We start from the raw sequence: 22,524 nt of genomic DNA, 5'->3' as shown, positions 1-22,524 counted from the left end.
ATTGGCCCTATTCACAGACAGAAAAAAAATTTTATACCCCTTTTCATTTGCCTCTGCAGCCACCTTTCACTACCTTTGAAGAAAAACGCATTACACATGAAAACCGTCTCTATCGAAAAGGAGTTTGCCGCCACCTGCCCGGCTCTCCGCATCGGGGTCATCCAGGCCCGGGTAGCCAACAGCGAGAGCGACCCGGCACTGTGGCAGCTCATCGGTGAGGAGGAGGCACGCATCGCCTCGACCTACCGGCTCGACGAAATCAACAAACGCCCCGCCATACAGGCCACCCGCAAGGCCTACCGAGCCTTCGGGAAAGACCCCAACCGCTACCGGGTATCGTCCGAAGCGTTGTGCCGCCGCATCGTCAAGGGCTTGGGCATCTACCGCATCGATACCCTCGTCGACCTGGGCAACCTCGTCTCCATACGGGCCGGATACTCCATCGGAGCCTTCGACGCCGACCACATCGACGGCGACCACCTCACTCTGGGAGTAGGCCGCGAGGGCGAACTCTTCCACGGCATAGGCCGGGGCGTGCTCAACATCGAGGGGCTGCCCGTCTACCGCGACCGCACCGGCGGCATCGGCACCCCCACCAGCGACGAGGAGCGCACCAAAATCTCGCTCGACACCCGTAGCCTGCTGCTCCTCATCAACGCCTACGGCGAGGAGATGCCTCTCGACCAGACCATCGACTGGACGGTCGAGCTGTTGAAGCAGTTCGTCTCGGCTACCGACATCGATACAACAATCGTCGCCGCCTCGCAGTTCGTCCTCTCGGAATAGGCCCTGAAACCAAAGAAACTGCCGTTCAGAAAACCCGATTACGAGTACAGCCAGCCGCTTCGACCGCATGAACAACCGGAACTTGAGACAGGCATCGCATACCACGCAGTCCTTTTAGAATACATTTAACTTCATTTGGGAGAGGAATTGGCGACAGAAAACTTTGTCGGGGAATAAAAGATCTATAATTTTACGTATTGTTCCGTTCTAAAAAATTAGGTAGAAATGAAAAGTAAGATGATTTCCGTATGGGCGGTTTTACTGCTGGGTACTTCCCCGATTTGGGCACAGAAGTATCACGATGCCATTGTAGAGGATGCTTGTGGCCCCGTGAAGATGATAAAGAGTGACGGGGAAATATTCACTTATGATTCCGACGGTCGCTTGACGGCAGTCGACCATGAAGATGTGCCGGATGCCAAATATGACAGCAACGGTTATCCGGTGGAGAGGTGCAGCAACGTGTGTACGCAGTACGAGTATAATGCCGACGGACAACTCACCTCGGAAAGCTACGAGACGTTGCTGGGTGTAATGGTTATCGATTACTCATACAATTCGAAAGGCGATCGGGTTAAAAAGATGACAACGTATAGTTTCTCCCTGATGAGTGTCGATACTTACCGGATTCTCCGTTATGACGACAGAGGTAACTGGATTGAGCGGGAAGTGCTGCATCGTAGTACGGACGACAATGGCAAGTTGGGGAACAGCAAGGTAACCAAAGAGACCCGAGAGATAATCTATTTCACACCGACAGCACCGTCGGGAAACTCTTCTCCGGCTTCCGGCACCGACAACTCCGACTGGGCATCGCTGCGCGAAAGCCTCATCGGGAAACAAATCACCCCCAATTCACCGGCATCGACGGGCTGGCAGGCTCTCATAGGCAAACGTCTGTCACTCATCACCTACGGCATCTCGCAAAACGGGCAGGAGGTAAACCGGTTCCAATGCCAAACGGGCGAATACATCAAACTCGGCAGCGACGGAATCCTCTACTGGGAAAACCGCTGCGACGGCAACACCTCTTACCGGTACCGGATCGACGGCAAACGCATATACCTCACCCAAATTTCGGGAAAAGAGACCGGCGACAAATGGCTCGAACTGACCCGCCAAAGCAACGGGCTCATCAAGACCGAGAGCAATCTGGGCACCTACCGCTACTTCAGCATTGTCAACTAAATCTTCGAAAAACAGCTATCAACCCGATTTTTATCTCTACCTCATACACAAACTACCGATTATGAAAAAATTCCGCATCTCGCTCCTCTGGCAAGTGCTTATCGCCATCGTGGCCGGCATCGTGCTGGGGCAGTTCCTTCCGGCGCCCGTGGCCCGACTGTTTGTCACCTTCAACGGGCTCTTCGGCAACTTCCTCAACTTCATCATCCCGCTCATCATCATCGGCCTCATCATCCCCGCCATCGCCGACCTGGGCAAAGGGGCCGGCCGACTGCTGCTCATCACGGCGCTCATTGCCTACGGCTCTACCGTATTCTCGGGATTCTTCACCTACTTTACCGGCGAAGCCATCTTCCCCCGGCTCATTGCCCAGTCGGCCCAAACCGCAACGGTCGACAACCCCGGCGAGATGGCCCTGAAACCCTTCTTCACCGTCGAGATGCCCGCCCCCTTCGACATCATGACCGCCCTGCTCCTCTCCTTCTGTATCGGCCTGGGGCTCTCGGCCATACCGGGCAACACGCTGCGCATGGCGGCCGCCGACCTGCGCGACATCGTCACCCTACTCATCGAGAAGGTCATCATACCGCTGCTGCCGCTGCACATCTTCGGCATCTTCCTCAACATGACCATCTCGGGACAGGTAGCCTCCATCATCTCGGTGTTTGTCAAAATCATCATCGTCATCTTCGTGCTGCACATCCTGCTGCTACTCATCCAGTTCTCGCTGGCCGGACTCGTAGCCCGCAAGAATCCCCTGCGCCTGCTCAAGAACATGCTGCCCGCCTACGCCACGGCGCTGGGCACCCAGTCGTCGGCAGCCACCATACCTGTCACGCTGGCCCAGACCCTTAAAAACGGGGTGAGCAAAAACATCGCCACCTTTGTTATTCCCCTGTGCGCCACCATACACCTGTCGGGCAGCACGATGAAAATCACCGCCTGCGCCATGGCCATCATGATGATGGCCGGCATACCCATACACACGCTCGATTTCAGCGGCTTCATCTTCATGCTCGGCATCACCATGGTCGCCGCACCCGGGGTTCCCGGCGGTGCCATCATGGCTGCACTGGGTGTGCTCGAGGGAATGCTCGGCTTCGACGAGACGGCCCAAGCCCTGATGATTGCCCTCTACATCGCCATGGACAGCTTCGGCACCGCCTGCAACGTGACGGGCGACGGAGCCATCGCCGTAGTCGTGGACCGCATAAACGGAAAAAGCGGAAACCTCGTGCAGCGTTCGTAGCAGACAAAGCATCTGTATAGATATAGACTGTTAAGTAAATTTTATTTATAGTAGTCCAACATATTAACATTCCGCGTATGAAAAAAGGCACATGGATTATCGTGGCTACTCTCTTTTCAATAGGAGCTATCGTCGGAGCCAGCGCTCTGACCCACACCTCGGATTCTATGAAACAGGAACTATCGGCCGAAGAGCAGATAAAGGCCGCTCCCAAAGAGGCCCTCGACTCGGCCACCATCGACCTGAAGCAGGCCCTGGCCCGGCACGACACACCGGCCGTCATCGCCTCGCTCATGAAACAGTCGGCGGCCCGGCTGCTCATCGACCGCGACACTCTCCCCGCCATCATCGGACAGACCGAATCGCTGGCCGACCGTTCGAAAAACCCCGTCGAGCAGAGTCTGCTGCGCCTCATCTCGGCCCGGCTGTACCACCTCTACCTCGAGGATAACTACCGGATACGCCTGCGCGACGAGGTCGACGACTTCTCTCAGCCGCTCGAGACCTGGAGCGCCAACATGTTCCTGGCCAAAATCGACACCCTGCTCACCCGGGCTACAGCTCCCGTACAGGAACTGCTGGCTACGCCGGTAAGCGCCTATCGCCAGGCCCTCACCATCGGCAGCGATTCGATTTTCCGCCCCACCCTCTACGACTTCGTGGTGGGCGAAGCCATCGACCTCTACAAACAGGAGAGAGGCTACTCACCCCTCCAGCCGGTAGCCCGCAAGGAGCTGCTGGTTCCTGCACAGAAGTTTACGACCATCGTACTGGACAATAAGAAGCAGCCCGACGGCCGCATACTCCAACTCTATGCCGACGCCCTCAAGGCCCACGCCGCCGAGACCGGCTCGGCCCCGCTCATGATGTGGGACCTGCAACGCCTCGAATACCTGGGCGAAAGCCTCTACAACAACGACGAAGAGGAGCTCTTCGGCAACTACATCGACCTGCTGGGCAGTCTGCTCGAGAGCTACCGCGACAAGCCCTATTCGGTCGAGGTGGCCTCGACCCTCGCCTCCATCCTGTGGAATACCGACCGCTACGACAATGCCCGCCGGGCTCTCGACCTTTGCGAACAATGGACGGCCGCTTTCCCGAAATACCGCAACATCAACCGGCTGGTAAATCTGCGCAACACCATCACCGCCAAAGAGGCTTCTGTTAAAGTCTCTACCCTCCTCTACCCGGGCGAAATCGACAGTGTGAGACTTTCATACCGCAACGTCGACAGCCTCACCCTGCGCATCTACCGCCAACCCGAACCCCTGCCCATCGACATGCAGGACAACGACCTGAAGCAACCGGAATGGGACTTCGGCGACTGCATTTATGACCACGACTACGCCATAGGCGAACCGCTCTCGCTCGTGACCCGCCAACGCACCCTCGCCTTCCCCCAACTGGGTCCCGGCCTCTATGTAGCCAAAATCCTCATCGACGGCAAACCCAACCCATCGACCACCCACTTCACCGTATCGGGAGTGAAAACCATCACACGAGCAGCCTCCGACAAGCACATCGAGTTGCTCGCCGTCGATGCCCGCACAGGCAAGCCTCTGCCCAAGGCCGAGGTTACCCTCTACGCTTCGCCCTATTTCTTAGGTCAAGAGAGTGTCGAAAAGGCCCGACTCCGCACCGACAAGAACGGCCTCTGCCGCATCGAAACCGGCGACGAGGGATTCCTCTTTACCCAGGTTTCCACCCCGCTCGACCGCTTTGCTCCGGCCGACCGTCTCTCATTACCAGGCTGCTACGACGACAGCGACGACAGCGATACCCGCACCGCACTCTTCACCGACCGCTCGCTCTACCGGCCGGGACAGACACTCTACTTCTCGGGCATCCGCTACATCAACTCGACCGACGAACACCGCACCGTAGGCGGCGAGCACTGCACCGTATCGCTGCTCGACCCCTCGTCGCGCGAGGTAGCCTCGACCCAGGTTGTCACCGATGCCTACGGCCAGTTCACCGGCTCGTTTGTCATTCCCCGCGGTAATCTGCTGGGCAACTATACCCTGCGCGTGAACCAGTCGTGGGGCGACCGGCTCTCGGTATCGGTAGCCGAATACAAACTGCCCATGTTCCGCGTCGAGTTCAAGCCGGTGACCGAGGGCACCAGCTTCGGCCAACCCATCACCCTGCAAGGCTCGGCCCGCAGCTACAGCGGCGTACCTCAGGCCGGGGCCTCGGTGCGATACACCATCTACCGCCAGGCCAACCCCTTCTTCCGGTACTTCCTTCCCTCCGGCCGCAAAGAGATTGAGAGCCGCACCACCACGGTCAACGCCTCGGGCAATTTTTCCATCACTTTCACGCCGCAACGCATCAGCTCCCAATCGTTCATCAACCAGGAGCAAGCCTATATATACAGCATCGAAGCGTCCGTCACCGCCCCCACCGGCGAGACGGTAGAGCAATCGACTACCGTACAGGTAGGCGACTCGCCCTACTTCATCACCGTCACCGCCCCCCGATACCTCGACAAGTTCAAGTCGGCCGGGCAAATCAAGGCACAGGTGCGTACCCTCAACGGACAAACCGTCGACCGGGCCTGCCGGCTCGTATTCTACTCGCTCTACGACGTCGAAGGGGAACCGCTCGACAGCCTCAAAATCAAGATGCAGGTGGGCGAGGTGACCATCGGTGCCGACGGCCACGCCCTCTACCCCGACTTCTCGAAATGGGCTTCGGGCCCCTATCGCATCGTGGCATTCAGCAACGACGAATCGAAACGGATTATCCGGTCGGAGTGTAACTTTGTATTGTACAGTGAGAAAGACAAAAAACCGCCCCGCTTTGCCGAAATATGGCTTCCCCGTACCCAAATCACGGCCGAAGTGGGCGAAACGGTGAAGATTCCCGTAGGCACCTCGCTGCGCGAAGGGTACATCTTCTACTCCATCTATACGGCCGACCATCTGGTCGAGACCCGCATGCTCAAACTCAGCAACAGCTGCAAGACGCTGTCGGTCAAGTTCGACAAGTCGTTCGGCGGCATCGCCACCATCAGCCTGCTCACCGTGCGCGACGGCGAAATAAAAACCGCCCAGGTAACCATACGACAGGCTCTGCCCGACCGCAAACTGAATATCAAGACCGAGTCGTTCCGCGACAAACTGCTGCCGGGGAATGCCGAGAACTGGACCTTCTCGGTGACCGACGCCCAGGGCAATCCCGTCGAGGCCCGCTTCATGGCCGAGATGTTCGATGCCTCGATGCAAGCCATCAGCACCCACAGCTGGCACTTCAGCGCACCGGCTCCGGCACCCTGTACCTGCATCTCGACTCGACCATCGACCTCCTACTCTTATGGACGCTCCATCGAAGCCGAAGAGATTCCGGCCCGGCTCGCCGTACCCGGCGAGACCGCCACGCAGTTCCTCTACCTCAATCTGTTGAACGGTAGTAACAGACGTTTCCCCATCTTCGCCTCTAATGCGGTAGCATCGGGCATACAGATCAATGAGGCCGAAACTGCACTCGACGAGGTAGTGGTGACCAAGAGTGCCAACACCGCTATGGCCAAGGGCTCGGCCTCACCTGCACTCGAAAGCCGCGAAGAGAGCGGCGGTTCCCAACCCGACGAGCCCCTGCGCACCGGCGAGGTAAGCACCGCCTTCTTCTACCCCTCGCTCACCACCGACTCGCTGGGACAGGTATCTGTCTCGTTTACCGTACCCAACGAGAACACCACCTGGCAATTCCTCGCCCTGGCCTACACGCAAGAGCTCCTCTCCGGCCAATACGAGGCTCAGACCGTGGCCAGCAAACCGCTCATGGTGTCGCCCAACCTGCCCCGCTTTGTCCGGCAGGGCGACCACGTGACCATCGCCACGGCCGTGCAAAACCAGAGCAACAGCCACCAGGAGGGGACCGTACGCTTCGAACTCTTCGACCCCTATACCGACAAGGTGCTCCACTCCAGCCAGTCGGCCTTCATCCTTGAGCCCGGCGAAAACCGTACGGTCGACTACTCCTTCACCGCACCCGAAGGGGCCGAACTGCTGGGATTCCGCGTCAAGGCATCGACCCTGCAATACAGCGACGGCGAACAGCAGATTCTGCCCGTGCTCCCCACCCGCGTACTGGTGACCGACAGCAAACCCTTCTACATACCCGGCGGCGAGCAGACCGTCCCGGTTGTCATACCCGGCATGGAAGAGAAACTGAAATCGCCCACCGTCGAAAGCCTGCGCATGACGCTGCAATACTGCAACAACCCCGCCTGGTATGCCGTACAGGCGATGCCCGCCCTGACCGACATCGACGGCAGCGACGCCATCTCCATCTCGGCCACGCTCTATGCCAACAGCCTGGCCGCATCGATGGTCCGCAGCAACCCGCTCATCGCCCGTGCTATCGAGCTGTGGAAGGCCTCCGGCAACCGGGACCTCACCTCGCTGCTGGCCCGGAACGAAGAGCTGAAGCAGGTACTCCTCTCGGCTACCCCCTGGGTGCTCGAGGCCGATAACCAGACCGAGCGCATGCAGCAGCTGGCCACCCTCTTCGACACCAACCGGGCCGACCGCCTCTCACGCGAGGCCATCCTCAAACTGCAAAACCTCCAGGGCAGCGACGGCGGCTGGAGCTGGTTCCAGGGCATGTCGGCCAGTCCCTGGGTGACGATGAACATTCTCGAGAGCTTCGCCCGATTGCGCGCCCTGGGTGTACCCCTCGATGACAGCACGATACACGAGATGCAGGTCAAGGGCATCGGCTACCTCGACCAGACCATCGAGCGGCAACGCAAGCGCGAGCCCAACGCTCCACTCACCTACAACGACATCTGCTACCTGCACGTACGCTCCTCGTACCTCGACATCCCGCTGGCCGGCGACATGCTCGGGCTGCACAAGGCTATGGTCGAGCAACTCAAGCAGTGGATCAACTTCTCGACCATCGAGAAGGCTTACGCCGCCGTAGCCCTGCACCGCTACGGATTCACCGACGTGGCCCGCGACATTGTAGCCTCGCTGCGCCAGTACGCCGTGACCACCCCCGACAAGGGGATGTTCTGGCCCAACAACCGCTCGAGCTACGGCTATAGCAACAGCGCTGTGCAGGAACAGTGCGCACTCATCGCCGCCTTCACGACGGTCGACCCCGTCGCCACCGAACTCGACGAGATGCGTCGCTGGCTCCTCGCCCAGAAACAGACCAACGAGTGGGAGTCGGTACCCTCGACCCTCGAGGCCATCTACGCCCTGCTCTACGGCGGCTCCGACTGGCTGGCCTCCAGCTCGACCCGACCCGTCATCGTATGGGGAGGAAAGGTCATGAAATACGAGCCCGAAGACCCCTTCCTGGGACTGACCGAACTTACCCTGTCGGGCAACCAGATAACGGCAGCCGAGGCCGAGGCCGTCGTCTCGACCGACCAGCAGCAACCCTCGTGGGGAGCCCTCTACTGGCAATACTTCGACGATGTCAAGAACGTATCGGCCGCCTCGGTCAACGAGCTGGCCATCGACCGCCAGATACTCGTGCGACAACCCTCGGGTACCTACCGTCCCATCAGCCAGGTAGCCCCCAAGACCGGCGACCGTGTAGCCATACGGCTCACCCTCACCGTGGGGCAAGACATGCAGTTTGTCTGCCTCACCGACGCCCGGGCCGCCTGCTTCGAGCCGGTAGACCAACTCTCGGGCTACCGCTGCCGCGAGAGCATCTGCTACTACCAGGAGGTGAAAAATGCCGAGACCCGCTTCTACTTCGACTACCTGCCCAAAGGCACCTACGTCATCGCCTACGAACTCGACATCGACCGTCCCGGCGACTACACCCAGGGACTCTCGTCCATACAGTGCCTCTATGCCCCGCAGATTATCGCCCGCACACCGGCACAAACCATCGTTGTCAAGTAACGCCGGCTTCCGACCGACACTCGTCATACTCCCCCTCCGACCGACCGCCAACGGCTCGGAAGGGGAGTTTTTATTGCCCCATCCCTACAAGTTTAATAAATTTTACAAAAACTCATAAAAGGGTTATTTTCTATAAAAAAGATGCCGATAGTATAAAAATAAATAAATAACTTTGCCATCGAAAGAGGGATCTACCGCTGTTTTATACGAACTTATCGATTCAATACTTTTTTATGAAAATTACAAAATTTATCACAAGTAGCTTATTCTTAGGGCTACTTTCCTCTTTTGCTTCGTGTATTGATGCCGATTATGATTTCAAAAAAGACATCGATTTGGAAGTAACCGTAGGAGGAAATCTAAGTTTACCCATCGGACAGACCGATACCATCCGACTCAGCCGAATGATTGAAGAGGGCGATGTGCTCCATGTAATCGACGGACGGTACGTAATCAGCAAATCCGACAATATCACAGAAGACATCGACGCCATCGACCCGGTAATTATCGACGACTTTTCGCCCAAATTCGAGCTTTATACGCGTGATTTCCAGGCTGCCACAACCGAGCTGCCACAGATTCCCGGTCTGGAGATGCCCGACATCGAAATCGCCTTCGAAGCCAACATCAACACGGCCGAGAACTTCAACGTCGATACCGAACTGCCAACCGAAGTCAAACACGTACGAAGCGTACGGATTACCGATAACAACGGCGACGACCTGCACGTCGAGCTCTCTATCGACATCTCGGGCATGCCCGATTTTCTGCCCCGCATCTACCTGTCGGGTGCCGAGCTGGCTCTCCCCGAATTGATTGACTTCGACATCGAACCGAACGGCGAACTCGCACGCGAAGGCTCGTCGATATTCATATCGAAAACCATCGAACTGACCAACGGCACAGGCCACGTATCCGTTCCCTTGACCATCTACGGATTCTCCAACCCCACAGTCGAGAACGGACACCTGCTCATCACCGACGAAATTGCCTTGAAGGGCCTCGTCTATGCCGACAAACAATCGATCGGACTCGAAGACCTCACCAATACAACCGTATCAGTTCAACCCAACCTCAATCTCTCTACCCCCCAGATTCGTATCAAAGGCGTATCGGGTACCGTCGTTCCCAACGTCGACATCAATACCTCGGTCTCGCTCTCCGATTTGCCCGACTTCCTCAAGGAAGAGGGGACCTCACTCGAAATAAAAGACCTCGCTCTCAACCTGTCGGTACAAAACCCCATCGATGCCCCCATCTCGGCCAGCTTCGAAATATCGCCGCTCGACGAGAACGGCCAGGTAGTCAACGGCAATGTAGTTTCGCTTGCCCTCAAGGTCGCTGGCGGCGAAAGAACCACCTTCCAGATCGACCGCAACTCGCCCCTCATCACCTCGGGCTCGCTCACCTCGCTACTCAGCACCATCCCCGACCAGCTCGACATCAAAGTGACCGAAGTGAAAATCGAGAGCGAAACCAACGACCAAACCATCGAATTGGGTAAAGGTGATTACAACCTCAACATCGACTACGACATAAACGTACCGCTCGAGTTCGACAACCTCCGCATCTTCTACACCGACTCCATCGACAACCTCCGCAGCGATCTCGCCGACGTCTCCGACAAAATCAAGCACCTCGAGCTCGACGTCGTTGTCGACAACGCCATCCCGCTGGGTCTCGTTCTCTCGGTCAAACCGCTCGACCAGAATGGCGACCCCATTACCGGCCTCACTCTGCCCGAAGGCGTAGAGATCAATGCCGCGCCCAACAGCGACAATGCCATACAATCGACTCACGTCACCCTCAATATCGAGGAGGTTCGCGAGAATGCACTTCAGGAACTCGACAAGCTGGAATTCAAGGTCGAAGGCAGCAACCAGGACAACCACGACGTCACCCTGCGTCCCGACCAGTTTATCGTCGTACACCTCTCGGCTCGACTCCCCGAAGGAGCACAAATGGACTTAGAAGATTTGTAACGGATTTAAAGCTAACAAACAATGAAACACGCTATAAAACATGTTGCGAGCATCGCCCTCGCCCTGACGCTTTCGGCCGGGCTATCGGCCCAAACCACGCTCAACTCCTCTTACTTCATGGAGAAGATGACCAAGCGCAACCAACTGAACCCGGCCCTCAAGACACCCAACAACTACGTAAGCATGCCGAGCCTCGGCAACTTCTACCTGGGTGTCAACTCCAATCTGGGGTTGGGCACCTTCCTCTATCCGCGCGACAACAAGCTGGTGACGTTCCTCCACGAGAGCGTACCGGCCGACGAATTCCTCAATAAGCTCACCCCCAACAACACCATCGAACTCGACTTGGGGCTCGACCTCATCTCGTTCGGCTTCTGGGCCTGGGGCGGACAAAACACCTTCAACCTCGCGCTCAAAAGCAACACCGGTGCCTACCTGCCCAAAGAGATTTTTCAATTCCTCAAAACCGGACAAGAGGCTACCGGCGTAACCCGCTACGACATGAGCAACGTAACAGCTACCACCAGCAACTACCTCGAACTGGCCTTCGGTCATGCCCGCGACATCACCGACAAGCTGGGCGTGGGTGCCAAAGTGAAAGTGCTGCTCGGTGCCGCACATGCCGAGGCCCGCATCGACCGTATGGACATCTCCATGTCGCAAAACGAATGGACCATCAAACAAGCCGGACACCTGCAAGCCACCTCGCTGCTCGAACTGACCACCGACCCCGAGACCGGCGAAGTCACCGGATACGATTTCGGCAACCATTTCGGAGTAGCCGGATTCGGGCTGGGATTCGATCTGGGTGCCACCTACGAAATCATCGACAACCTCACCCTCTCGGCCGCCCTCACCGACATCGGCTTCATGCGCTGGAACAACCTCACCCGCGCCGAGACCGACCCCAATAAAGAGTTCCGGTTCTCGGGATTCGACAACATCGGTGCCGAAGACGACGAGAACGGCGACAACCCCTTCGACCAAAAGGCCGACCAGTTGGGCGACGACCTCAAAGCTTTAACCAAATTCTACCAATCGGACACCCAGTCGGTGAGCAACTCGCTGCGCACCACCCTGCGCGTGGGTGCCGAGTATGCCGTACTCGACAACGCCATCTCGTTCGGTCTCCTCTCCACCACCCGATTCGTCGGTTACCGCACCTATGCCGAAGGCATGGCAGCCATCAACTTCCGTCCCCTCTCGGCCCTGCACCTCACCGTCAACGGGTCGGTATCCAACATGGGCAGTTCGGTAGGCGCCATCCTCAACATCTGCGCTCCGGGCTTCAACTTCTTCGTCGGTACCGACTACTTTGCCACGAAGTACTCCAAGCAGTTCATCCCCATCAATCACGCCCGGGCCAACCTCAGCTTCGGCTTCAACATCACTTTCGGGAAGAATCATAAAATCTGAACTATACGACAATCTATATTCCAAGGGGCCTTCTCAAGTTCGGCTTGAGATGGCCCCTGTTTTTATTACAAACTCTCGTTATCTGCAAAATCTCCTTAAACAATCTCGAGGATGCCCCCCCAATTGTCTCCGTTTTTTACCCTCTCCACTCCTCTCTGCCACCGGGCAGCGAACCGCCCGCCACACCCATACCACACACCCGATAAAGTCTTTAACCAATATATGTTTTTTTTTGCATAATAATAGATTTGTCGAAAACTTTTACTATCTTTGTAAAAGATAGGATGCGGTTCGGCATAGCCAAACTTCGAAACTTCGTTTCGGTTTGTCTCTGCTCTCAACTTTCACTATCTTTGAAAACTATCGAAAAAACAACAGCGTCCTCATTCAAACCAAACTGAACCTGCCATGAAAACACAATCACTACTTTGGAGTTTCGCGCTGATATGTCTCGGCTGCATCGCCGGGCAAGCACAGGAGTATGAATATGTTCCCATCGTGCGAGAGAATGTTCGATGGACATTTAGTAATCAAGAAGAGAAAATGACTCTTTTACTGGATAATCGATATATTGATGGGAAATTGTATGCCTACGCTTATATGCCCGACTTTTCGTTCAGGACAGATATCATGATATTCCTGCGCGAAGAGAATAAAGTCGTCTATCGAATAGAGAAAAATGTATTAGATTCGGTCCCCTTGAAATCCGAGATTCCCATCTATGATTTCAATGTAGAGCAGGCCGGCGATACCATGTGGGCCTGGCACAACGACCCGCCTTATTTCGGCATGGAGGTCGAGTGGATCGACACGATACTCATCAACGACACATTCAGAAAACGAATCAAACTAAAAGATGTCGACGGAGTCTGCATCGAAGGGATAGGCTATACCGGCAAACGGAATAATCTCTACTACCCTTTCTGCAATTCCGACACCGAAACGAAAACAAAATATCTCGATTGGGTAGAAACTGTCGAAAATATAGAGAACCGACTTATCTACCAGCCCGAGTGGTCCAGATTGGGCACCTATGAATATGTGCCTTTCGTGCGTGAAGGGGTGAAGTGGGGGTATGACGAATGCTATCGTTTCGAGGGAGATACGGTAGTCGGCGGGGTGTCGTACAAGAAATGCTATGTGAGCGAGAGTTGTCCTTTTGAAGAGAGGCAGACACTCTATGGTCTGGCTCGCGAAGAAGACCGGGTGGTCTATTGCTTGCGTCCCGGCGACGAGCAGGAGACGGTGCTCTACGATTTCAGCGTCAAGAAGACCGGCGAGCGGGTACCTACCCGGCTCCATCCCGATGGCGAACCGGTGATGCACATCGACACCATAGCCGTGAATAACGACCAGTTGCGGCGACGCATCAAACTGCCGTCAGGCAGTTATATCGAAGGATTCGGAAGCCTCGAACCCTGCCGAGGATTCTTCTTCCCCTTCGAAGCTACGACAGAAGAAATCGAAGACCCGCACAACCGGCTCGGATACATAAAGAATATGGAGACCGGCGACTATGAATACAAAGGGACAGTCAACACGCTGCGCGACGAGTGCGAGTTTGGCCGATCGTACGAACCGTTTGTCAAAGAGGGCGATTATGAATATGGTTATTACGAGGTCGATTATACCTTTTCCAGCGAAGGTGAATTAAGTGGTAATTATGTTCACTATCGCATAGCCGGCGATACGACCATCAATGGCAAAGCATACAAGAACATCTATATCGCATTCGAATGTCCCGACTGGGAAAGAATCTCCCCGGCCTATCAAATCAGGGAAGAGGACCGGAGAGTTTATATCTGGGACGGAACAACCGAAACCGAAGGGATAGGTTATGATTTCAACCTGACTAAAGGTGATGAAATCGTCTTGACCAAACCTCCGTACAACCCTTTATACAGACAAGTATCGGTGTCCGACGTCAAAACCGTCGAGTTTGCCGGGAAAGAGCGCAAGTGCATCTACTTCAAGAACGATTACGGCCACTATGTCGGCTATTGGATGGAGGGCATCGGCGACATGAACCAGGGTACCTTCTGGACCTTCTTTTTTGATGATTGCTCGATAGAAGACTATTCATGGTGCAACAATCCTCTGCAATATATCTATTACCAACGGGTAAATGGAGAATACCTCTATTTACAGGATTCCTTTAATGAAACTCCCCTGGACGACGGTAACTGTATACTGGCCGTAGGCGAGACCCGTGTAGCAACCCTGCGCATTGCCCGCACGCCCGATGCTCTGGTAGTGACCCTGCCGGGCAGCGGCTACCGCCTGGCCGAACTCATCGACACCACCGGCCGACTGGTGTGGTGCGAATACCTCGACGGTGAACCGGGCGAGGTCTCTGTCCCCACTACCGCCCTCGCCCCGGGCGTCTATGTGGTAGCACTCACCGACAATCGCGGCAAGCGCACGGTGCAGAAAGTAGGGTTGTAGCAAAACAATACGCATAAAACCAAGCCAGAGAATAACCTAAAACAGTATCGAATATGAAAACACATTTACTACTATATACGTTTACGGCAATTTGTCTCGGCTGCATCGCCAGTCAGGCACAGGAGTATGAATACGTCCCCTTCGTACGGGAAAATGTAGAGTGGTTCGATGGCGACAAATATCGGTTTATAGGCGACACGATTGTCGAAGGAAAAACCTATAAGAAGTGTTACCAAAGCAACTCTTGCCCGTTCGAAGACAATATGCGGCTCTATGGACTGGCTCGCGAAGAAGACCGGGTGGTCTATTGTCTGCGCCCCAGCGACGAACAGGAGGAGATGGTGGAAGAGATAATCTACGATTTCCGGGCCGAGAAGGCGGGCGATCGGGTTTATCTGTCGTGGGAAAACACGTACGATGGGAATGAATGTATCATAGCTCAAATAGATACCATTCCGGTCAATGGCGGGAAACGCCGCCGGATAGAATTACAGGATTCATATCAAGGGATATATATCGAAGGTATAGGCAGCATCGGCCCCAGCCAGGGTCTATTCCATCTGCTGTTTACTATTCCCACAGAAATAGGTTATACCTATAAGACCCTCGATTATGTCAAAAATATAGAGACCGGCGAGTATGAGTATGTCAACGGCCGGAAAGATCCTTGCGAGATGGAGTATGAATATACTCCCTATGTAAAAGAGTGCTGTTTCGGTTACTACCATTACGACCCGGGTGATGTACGGGGTTACGACTTGGATCAGTTTTATCACTATTTCATTACAGGCGAGAAGGTGGTCGATGGAAAAACGTATAAGCAACTTGTCGAGTCGCGTAACTGCAATTTCTCCTCGGGGACAGAGGTGGCACTTGTGCGGGAAGAGAATCAGAAGGTCTATCTGCTGGATGGGACGAGAGAGTGGTTGTTGTATGATTTCTCCCTGGAGAAAGGCGATATCTTTACCGTCGAGGCCGATTCGCCGTTGAACCCTACGGGGAAAGAGTTGAAAATCCCGGTTACCCATGACTATGTTACCTATTGGGTTGGGCAGGTGCGCAAGGTGATATTTCTGGAAGGGTATAGCCCTTGGATAGAGGGTTTAGGCACTACCGACCGTCTGCCTTTACACCCCTTTGACCCCGATTGCGGCACACAGTGTGGCGACAAACTCTATTACCAACGTATCGATGACGAGTTTGATTATTTGGACAATATCTACAACCGGTTCGACATTATTGAGCCTTGTACATCGTCGGTTAGTACGACAGAAGCTGATGCCCTGCGCATCGCCCGCACACCCGATGCTCTGGTTGTGACCCTGCCGGGCGACGGCTACCGCCTGGCCGAACTCATCGACACCACCGGCCGACTGGTGTGGTGCGAATACCTCGACGGTGAACCGGGCGAGGTCTCTGTCCCCACTACCGCCCTCGCCCCGGGCGTCTATGTGGTAGCCCTCACCGACAACCTCGGCAAGCGCACGGTGCAGAAGGTGGGGTGGCAGTAAATGCCATCTACTCAACCATACCGACACCTCTCCGACCACCGGGGAGGTGTTTTGTTATCTTCCCCCTCCACTCCCGCTACAAAAAAACTGCCGCCCGGTGTACAACCGGGCGGCAGCCTAACGAAATATAACGGGGTTATACCTTATTTCAGAGCGTCGGCAAGAGCAGCGTTGGTCTTGTGAACGGCAGCGGCGCTCTTGGCAAATGCCTCTTTCTCGGCGTCGTTGAGTTTCAGTTCAACCACTTTCTCGATACCGTTGCGGCCCAATACACAGGGAACACCGATGCAGAGGTCGCTTTCGCCATATTCGCCTTCCAGCAAAGCGCTGCAAGGAACCAGACGTTTCTGGTCGCCCAGTACAGCCTCAACTACCGAAGCCGAAGCAGCACCCGGAGCATACCAGGCCGAAGTACCCAGCAGACCGGTGAGCGTAGCACCACCTACCATCGTGTCGGCAGCTACTTTTTGCAGAGCCTCGGCGCTCAGCAATTCCGATACCGGCATACCTTTGTAGGTAGCGTAACGGGTAACAGGAATCATCGTCGTGTCGCCGTGGCCACCGATTACGAAACCTTCAACTTCCGACAGGTTGGCGTTCAAAGCCTGGCTCAAATAGTATTTGAAGCGCGAGCTGTCCAAGGCGCCACCCATACCGATGATGCGGTTTTTGGGAAGACCCGATACCTTGTGAATCAAATAAGTCATCGTATCCATCGGGTTACTTACACACAGGATAACGGCATTGGGAGAGTATTTCAATACATTCTCAACAACCATTTTCACGATACCGGCGTTTACACCGATCAACTCCTCACGAGTCATACCCGGTTTACGAGGAATACCCGAGGTGATTACTACCATATCCGAATTGGCCGTAGCCTCGTAGTTGTTGGTTACACCTTTGATACGCGAAGAGAATCCTGCCGTAACAGCAGCCTGCATCATATCCATGGCTTTGCCTTCCGACACGCCTTCTTTAATATCAAGCAGAACAATCTCATCTGCAATTTCTCTGAATGCTAATACGTTTGCGCAAGTGGCGCCCACGTTTCCAGCTCCGATAACCGATACTTTAGACATAATTGTTAGGTTTATAAAGTGAATTATACAATAATATTTTTTCGTTCTCTCTGTTTGGCAAATTTACAACTATTTCGACATTATGGAAAAATTTCCACAATTAAATTTTTATAAACTTTGCATAATCTTTTAACCGTCTGTAACAACAATATAACAATCTACATACCAATATTTTACAGTTGCAATCCGATCCTATTCCTCCAGCTCGCCCTTCCCTTCGCGCAGCACCACCGGCTCGTCGCCCGTGCAATCGACCGTGGTCGAGGGTATAGTGCCCCCTTCGCCGCCGTCGATCATGAGGTCGGCCACCGACTCATACCGCTCGGCAATCAACTCGGGATCGGTGCCATATTCGGGCTCCTCCTCGTCGATGGCCACCGAGGTGGTGAGCAGCGGGTTGCCCAGCACCTCGGCCAGGGCCAGCGTAATGGCATTGTCGGGGATACGAATTCCCACCGTCTTGCGATTTTTGTAAATCTTGGGCAACGAGGCACTCGTGGGCAGAATAAAGGTAAAGGGGCCGGGCAGGTTCCGCTTCAGCAGTTTGAAGTACGAGTTGCTCATCTTGGCATACTCGCTCACCCAACTCAAATCGCGGCAGATAATCGACAGGTTCACCTTCTGCGGGTTGATGCCCTTTATCTGGCAAATCCGCTCCACGGCCCTCACGTTGAGGGCATCGCAACCCAGGGCATAAATCGTGTCGGTGGGATAGATTACGATGCCGCCGTCGCGCAGCACCGCCACCGCCTTGGCTATCTCGCTCTCGCTGGGGTTGGTTTCATAGATTCTCAATCGTTTCATAATTCCGGCTTAAGGTCCGCCAAGATAGTCATTTTTTTATATTTCAACAATATTTAAGGCTTTATTCCGGCCTTCCGACCCCGAATTTCCGGACTTTATGGCAAATTGTTTGTAGCAAATAGCAGCTCTATCTCTATTAAATTCAAGATCAATCGGTAGTGTTTCATTTAGTGTGTCTGGAGTGAGTCTTCAGACCTCTTAGTTTTGCAAATATATCAATTTATCTGTTAACTCATCAGCAGGCATGCCTGCCGATGAGCATTTTTATTCGTCCGGGAATAGAGTCCTGTCAAGATCGATTCTCGGGACCTGTCTCAGGTAGGACTTCTTGTCCATGGCAGTCTTTCCCATAAGCAGGATGACCGATTCCTCGTTGGGCATTGCCCCGCGCATTCTCGTGACCCGCCTAAAGTCCTTCTGCAGCCGCTCTATCCAATTCGTGGTGTAGATCATGGACTGGATGCGGTGGTCATAATTCAGGTAAGTGAAATACGCCTTGTAGGAAGCATCCTCACCACGTCTCCTGATACTTCTGTAATACCTGCCCCATTTAGCACAGAACTGCTGCCACTCATTCCAGGCCTGTTCCACGGTATAGTTTCTGTCTCCTGTGCGGAAGACCTGCCTCAGGTCGTCAGCAACATCCCCCTTGTCACCGTTGCGGACATCGCTCAGTATGTTGCGCTTCAAGTGGGTGGTGCATCTCTGGAGGCTGGTGCCGGGAAACACTTCGCTGATGACATCATCAAGTCCCTTGAGACCATCCGCACATATGAGCCCTATTTTCGAGACACCTCTCTCATAAAGGTCATTGAGCATCTCTCCCCAGCCGAGGGCGCTTTCCGTAGGCTTGTTATAGATGCCGAGAATCTCCCTGGTCTTGTCCTCCTTGACGGCAAGGATGACATAGAAAGCTTCCGTATCAACGCTGCGCTTGCGGTGGATCTTTATATGGACGCAGTCGATGAACACTACAGGATAATAGCTCTCCAGAGAGCGTTCAAGCCACTCGGTGACATCACGGCGCATATAGTCGAGCATCCTCGATATGCTAGCCTTGCTGTAGTGCTCTCCATAGATATCGTTGAACACTTCCCCGACCTGTTCCTGCGTCAGGCCTTTGGTATACAACGTGCCGGCAAGACGTTCACACTCTTCCTCCTGATCGCGCTGTATGGCCAGTATGCGGGGATGGAAGTTGCCGTATCGGTCACGAGGTATACGGAATGTCAGTGTCCGGCCATGACCGTATGTCCTGCCGGGACGGTAGCCGTTGCACTTGTTGCCGGCTATGCCTTCTTCCTGAAGATACTCCCTGCGTTCTGACACCATGAGGCTCTCAAGCATTATCTCCATCAGGTCCTGTAACCCGTTTTCTTTTTCCGTATGCTTGCATATTAGCTCGGAAAGTTGTTCCTTTGTGAAATCCATAAAGTCTACTCTTTTTTAGGTTTTGTTTGTTTTGCTTTTACAAATCTAAAAAATCTGTAGACTTTTTTATTATCCTATCTCAGACACACTTTTTGAAACAGTATCGATTAATCAGACAAATTTATAAAATAGAATAGCTAAAATACTGAAAATATGAATAGTCAAGATAGGAACTTAATTACAAACAATATCCACTGTACATTAACTTAGGCACTCCTACAAACGGCCTAGCTACAAGTCTAAAACTACCATTAAGCAGAATTTATAAATTTAGATAAAAAACCTTTATTCCCCAATCATAAAATGAAGTCTCGATTTCCGAACTAAATTTGTCATCAAATAGGCTATACCTCCACCTATGATAAAATTAATAAATACAACAATGAAAGGAGGAAAATTCTCCAAAAATTTAAATGTTATATATATAAGAGGAGAATGGAACAAATATAATCCAAAACTATTTTTACTAACAGCTTCAATAAATTTATTTGTTTTATTAGGAATAATATAGTATAAAATAATAATAAGTATAGATGTTGATACGACAGCAATACTATGAATCTTAAAGCTGCATACAAAAGCTACTATTATTAATAGATATAACAAAAACGGACTAATTCTTTGGAATATAGAACATATATCTTTTTCATATAAGTTTATTATAGTTCCTATATAAAAATATATAGAATATTTCATAATGTTATAAAATTGAAATATATTAGTTACTTTAGGACTTATTAAGCTAAAAATACACAAAATAAGATATACAAAAAAAACAGTATATAAATTATTCAATTTTATCTTAGAGAAAAAGAGTTTGAAAATAACAAATATTGCAAACAACGTAGGTAAAAACCACAAATGGCCAACAAGACCGCCTGTAAAGCACATTTGCTTTATAATGGCCTTTATTGTAATATATTCATATCCAGGTATATGAAATATATATTTTATAGGATTCATCCATAAAAACATTATACAATAATAGGGGAGTATCACTCTTTTAATTTTATTAAGAATAAAAGAATTTGTAGATTTATTTTTTTTCACAGAGAAATAAAACAAATAACCCGAAATTGCAAAAAAGATCTCAAGTTGTACTACATTAATACAATCCTTAAGGAAATTGAAAAAAGAAGAAGATTGCGCTGTTTGCATTATATCCCATGAATCTGAATATAAAATCATACTATGCCCTAAAACTATTAGTGTTATAGCCAAAGCCCTTATGTTTACTATTTTATAATTCATATACAAATATTAAAAAAACACGCAAATGTAATAATATCTTTCTTAAATCGCTACTTCTTCCATAATTTATATCCAGAAACTGACGCCCACATTCCCTGCATTTATACTGCTGTACCTGCTTCCTTTGTCCATTTTTGACTACATGTGAAGACCCACAGAAAAAGCATTTTTTGTACCATATTTATAAAATCTTCACAAAGATATTAAAATCAATATTTTACTGAGATTTCATCCTGAATTTTGTCGACTAGGCCTCGAATTTCCGGGCTTTACGGCAAATTGCCCCAACAAAAAAGCCGCTACGACAATGTCGCAACGGCTTCGGCGGAGTAAGGGGGATTCGAACCCCCGATACGCTTTTGACGTATACACGCTTTCCAGGCGTGCCTCTTCAACCACTCGAGCATCACTCCATGAGGTTGTTCCCTTAAAAGCGGTGCAAATATAATATAAATTTCGGGTTCGGCGAAAGTTTTTTCAAAAATAGTGCACCGCGTGAATTAAAGTCACCCCGCACAACGATGCGGGGCCCAGTTGTGAGCCGCTTGTGGGAAACATAGAAACGTACGACCCGTGCGTTCTAAAAAGAGGTACGAGCAAGGAAACGACCCAGATGTGAAATCACTGCCCGGGTATCTCTAGATTCCGCATCACGGTGCGGAATGACTCTCCCCGTCACCCCGCACAACGATGCGAGGTCCAATTGTGAGCCGCTTGTGGGAAACGTAGGAACGTACAACCCGTGCGTTCTAAAAAGAGGTACGAGCAAGGAAACGACCCAGATGTGAAATCACTGCCCGAGTATTTCTGGATTCCGCATCACGGTGCGGAATGACTCTCCCCGTCACCCCGCACAATATCGCCCGTATCCACCAGCCCTTGGCTCTCTCCATTATCCCCCTTTTTAGCTCCCGGGGTGTTACAGCATGTGAGTACTAAAGGCAAAACAACTAAGTAAAAACATTACGTTTTCTTTTGAGTGCTCATCAGAAGTTTAAGGGAAAGTAAGAAATTCAAATCGGGAATAACAAAACATATCATAATACACCCAAACATATTGTTTACCTGCTCAAACAAGAATAACAACCCCATAAAGAATATGGTATAAATAGAATACAAAAACAACAATATGCTTAAAACTGACCTCAATACCCGATGTTTAATAAGCAACAGGAATGCTATAATTATCAGACAACAACCTATACCTAAAAGTGTATAGGAGAGATCTTCAAGATCAAGAGAAAAACTTATTCCCGACCCCAACAGTGTGAGACCTTGTAAGATCCACCAAATAGATAAGACTGTAATAAAATGCTTGTTAAACCACTTCATATTCAATCGCTTTTAAGTTTTATTCCAGGAGGCAAAATACTTGAAACGCTGTACGACTACCGCCTCGGTTACCGTTGCCTGATTCAATAAACGAGGCCGTGTTTCCCCACTACCGGTTCTCGTTCGAATGTAGTATCGTTCAACTCTTCAAGACCATCAATCATAGGTTCCCATACT

General features: G+C 52.3%; 12 protein-coding genes and 1 tRNA gene. 8 read left to right on the top strand and 5 right to left on the bottom strand.

Features of this window, described 5'->3' with window-relative positions; translation table 11 throughout:
- Positions 1–96 precede the first annotated feature (96 nt).
- The 8 genes from B5F38_RS09000 to B5F38_RS08965 all read left to right on the top strand — a co-directional run bounded on the left by B5F38_RS09000 (position 97) and on the right by B5F38_RS08965 (position 16,447).
- Positions 97–786, top strand: coding sequence for a phenylalanine--tRNA ligase beta subunit-related protein (locus B5F38_RS09000; protein WP_087408961.1), 690 nt, complete (start codon positions 97–99; stop codon positions 784–786).
- Between the two features lie 225 nt (positions 787–1,011).
- The gene (locus B5F38_RS08995; protein WP_087408960.1) at positions 1,012–1,974 is read left to right on the top strand and encodes a hypothetical protein; all 963 of its coding nucleotides are present in this window, start codon (positions 1,012–1,014) and stop codon (positions 1,972–1,974) included.
- A gap of 61 nt (positions 1,975–2,035) precedes the next feature.
- The gene (locus tag B5F38_RS08990; protein WP_087408959.1) at positions 2,036–3,223 is read left to right on the top strand and encodes a dicarboxylate/amino acid:cation symporter; all 1,188 of its coding nucleotides are present in this window, start codon (positions 2,036–2,038) and stop codon (positions 3,221–3,223) included.
- Between the two features lie 77 nt (positions 3,224–3,300).
- Positions 3,301–9,093 carry an alpha-2-macroglobulin family protein gene (locus B5F38_RS08985; RefSeq protein ID WP_087408958.1) on the top strand — a complete coding sequence of 1,931 codons (5,793 nt, stop codon included), beginning with the start codon at positions 3,301–3,303 and terminating at the stop codon, positions 9,091–9,093.
- Positions 9,094–9,428: 335 nt separating this feature from the next.
- Positions 9,429–11,075 (top strand): hypothetical protein, encoded by a 1,647-nt coding sequence (locus B5F38_RS08980; RefSeq protein WP_143240951.1) that lies wholly within the window; start codon positions 9,429–9,431, stop codon positions 11,073–11,075.
- 21 nt (positions 11,076–11,096) lie between these two features.
- Complete coding sequence (locus B5F38_RS08975) at positions 11,097–12,491, top strand: DUF5723 family protein (RefSeq protein ID WP_087408956.1); 1,395 nt, start codon at positions 11,097–11,099, stop codon at positions 12,489–12,491.
- Positions 12,492–12,899: 408 nt separating this feature from the next.
- Positions 12,900–14,936, top strand: a complete 2,037-nt coding sequence (locus B5F38_RS08970; RefSeq protein ID WP_143240950.1) for a hypothetical protein — start codon at positions 12,900–12,902, stop codon at positions 14,934–14,936.
- Positions 14,937–14,989: 53 nt separating this feature from the next.
- Positions 14,990–16,447 carry a hypothetical protein gene (locus tag B5F38_RS08965; protein ID WP_087408954.1) on the top strand — a complete coding sequence of 486 codons (1,458 nt, stop codon included), beginning with the start codon at positions 14,990–14,992 and terminating at the stop codon, positions 16,445–16,447.
- A gap of 143 nt (positions 16,448–16,590) precedes the next feature.
- On the opposite strand, the gene mdh is transcribed toward B5F38_RS08965, so the two are convergent.
- The 5 genes from mdh to B5F38_RS08940 form a co-directional block, all read right to left on the bottom strand.
- Entirely contained in the window at positions 16,591–17,529 is a 939-nt protein-coding gene (gene mdh / locus B5F38_RS08960; RefSeq protein ID WP_087408953.1) for a malate dehydrogenase, read from the bottom strand.
- Between the two features lie 192 nt (positions 17,530–17,721).
- On the bottom strand, positions 17,722–18,333 hold the full coding sequence (locus B5F38_RS08955) for an L-threonylcarbamoyladenylate synthase (protein ID WP_087408952.1): 612 nt from the start codon (positions 18,331–18,333) through the stop codon (positions 17,722–17,724).
- Between the two features lie 264 nt (positions 18,334–18,597).
- Positions 18,598–19,764, bottom strand: a complete 1,167-nt coding sequence (locus B5F38_RS08950) for an IS256 family transposase (RefSeq protein ID WP_087408951.1) — start codon at positions 19,762–19,764, stop codon at positions 18,598–18,600.
- Positions 19,765–20,049: 285 nt separating this feature from the next.
- Positions 20,050–21,015, bottom strand: coding sequence for an acyltransferase (locus B5F38_RS08945; protein WP_143240949.1), 966 nt, complete (start codon positions 21,013–21,015; stop codon positions 20,050–20,052).
- A gap of 325 nt (positions 21,016–21,340) precedes the next feature.
- A tRNA-Ser gene (locus B5F38_RS08940) sits at positions 21,341–21,428 on the bottom strand.
- Positions 21,429–22,524 lie beyond the last annotated feature (1,096 nt).

Origin of the sequence: Barnesiella sp. An22 (assembly GCF_002159975.1) — a bacterium.
GTDB classification, from domain to species: domain Bacteria; phylum Bacteroidota; class Bacteroidia; order Bacteroidales; family Barnesiellaceae; genus Barnesiella; species Barnesiella merdigallinarum.
Note: the sequence above shows the minus strand (reverse complement) of the source record. Positions and strands in the feature narration are given on the sequence as shown.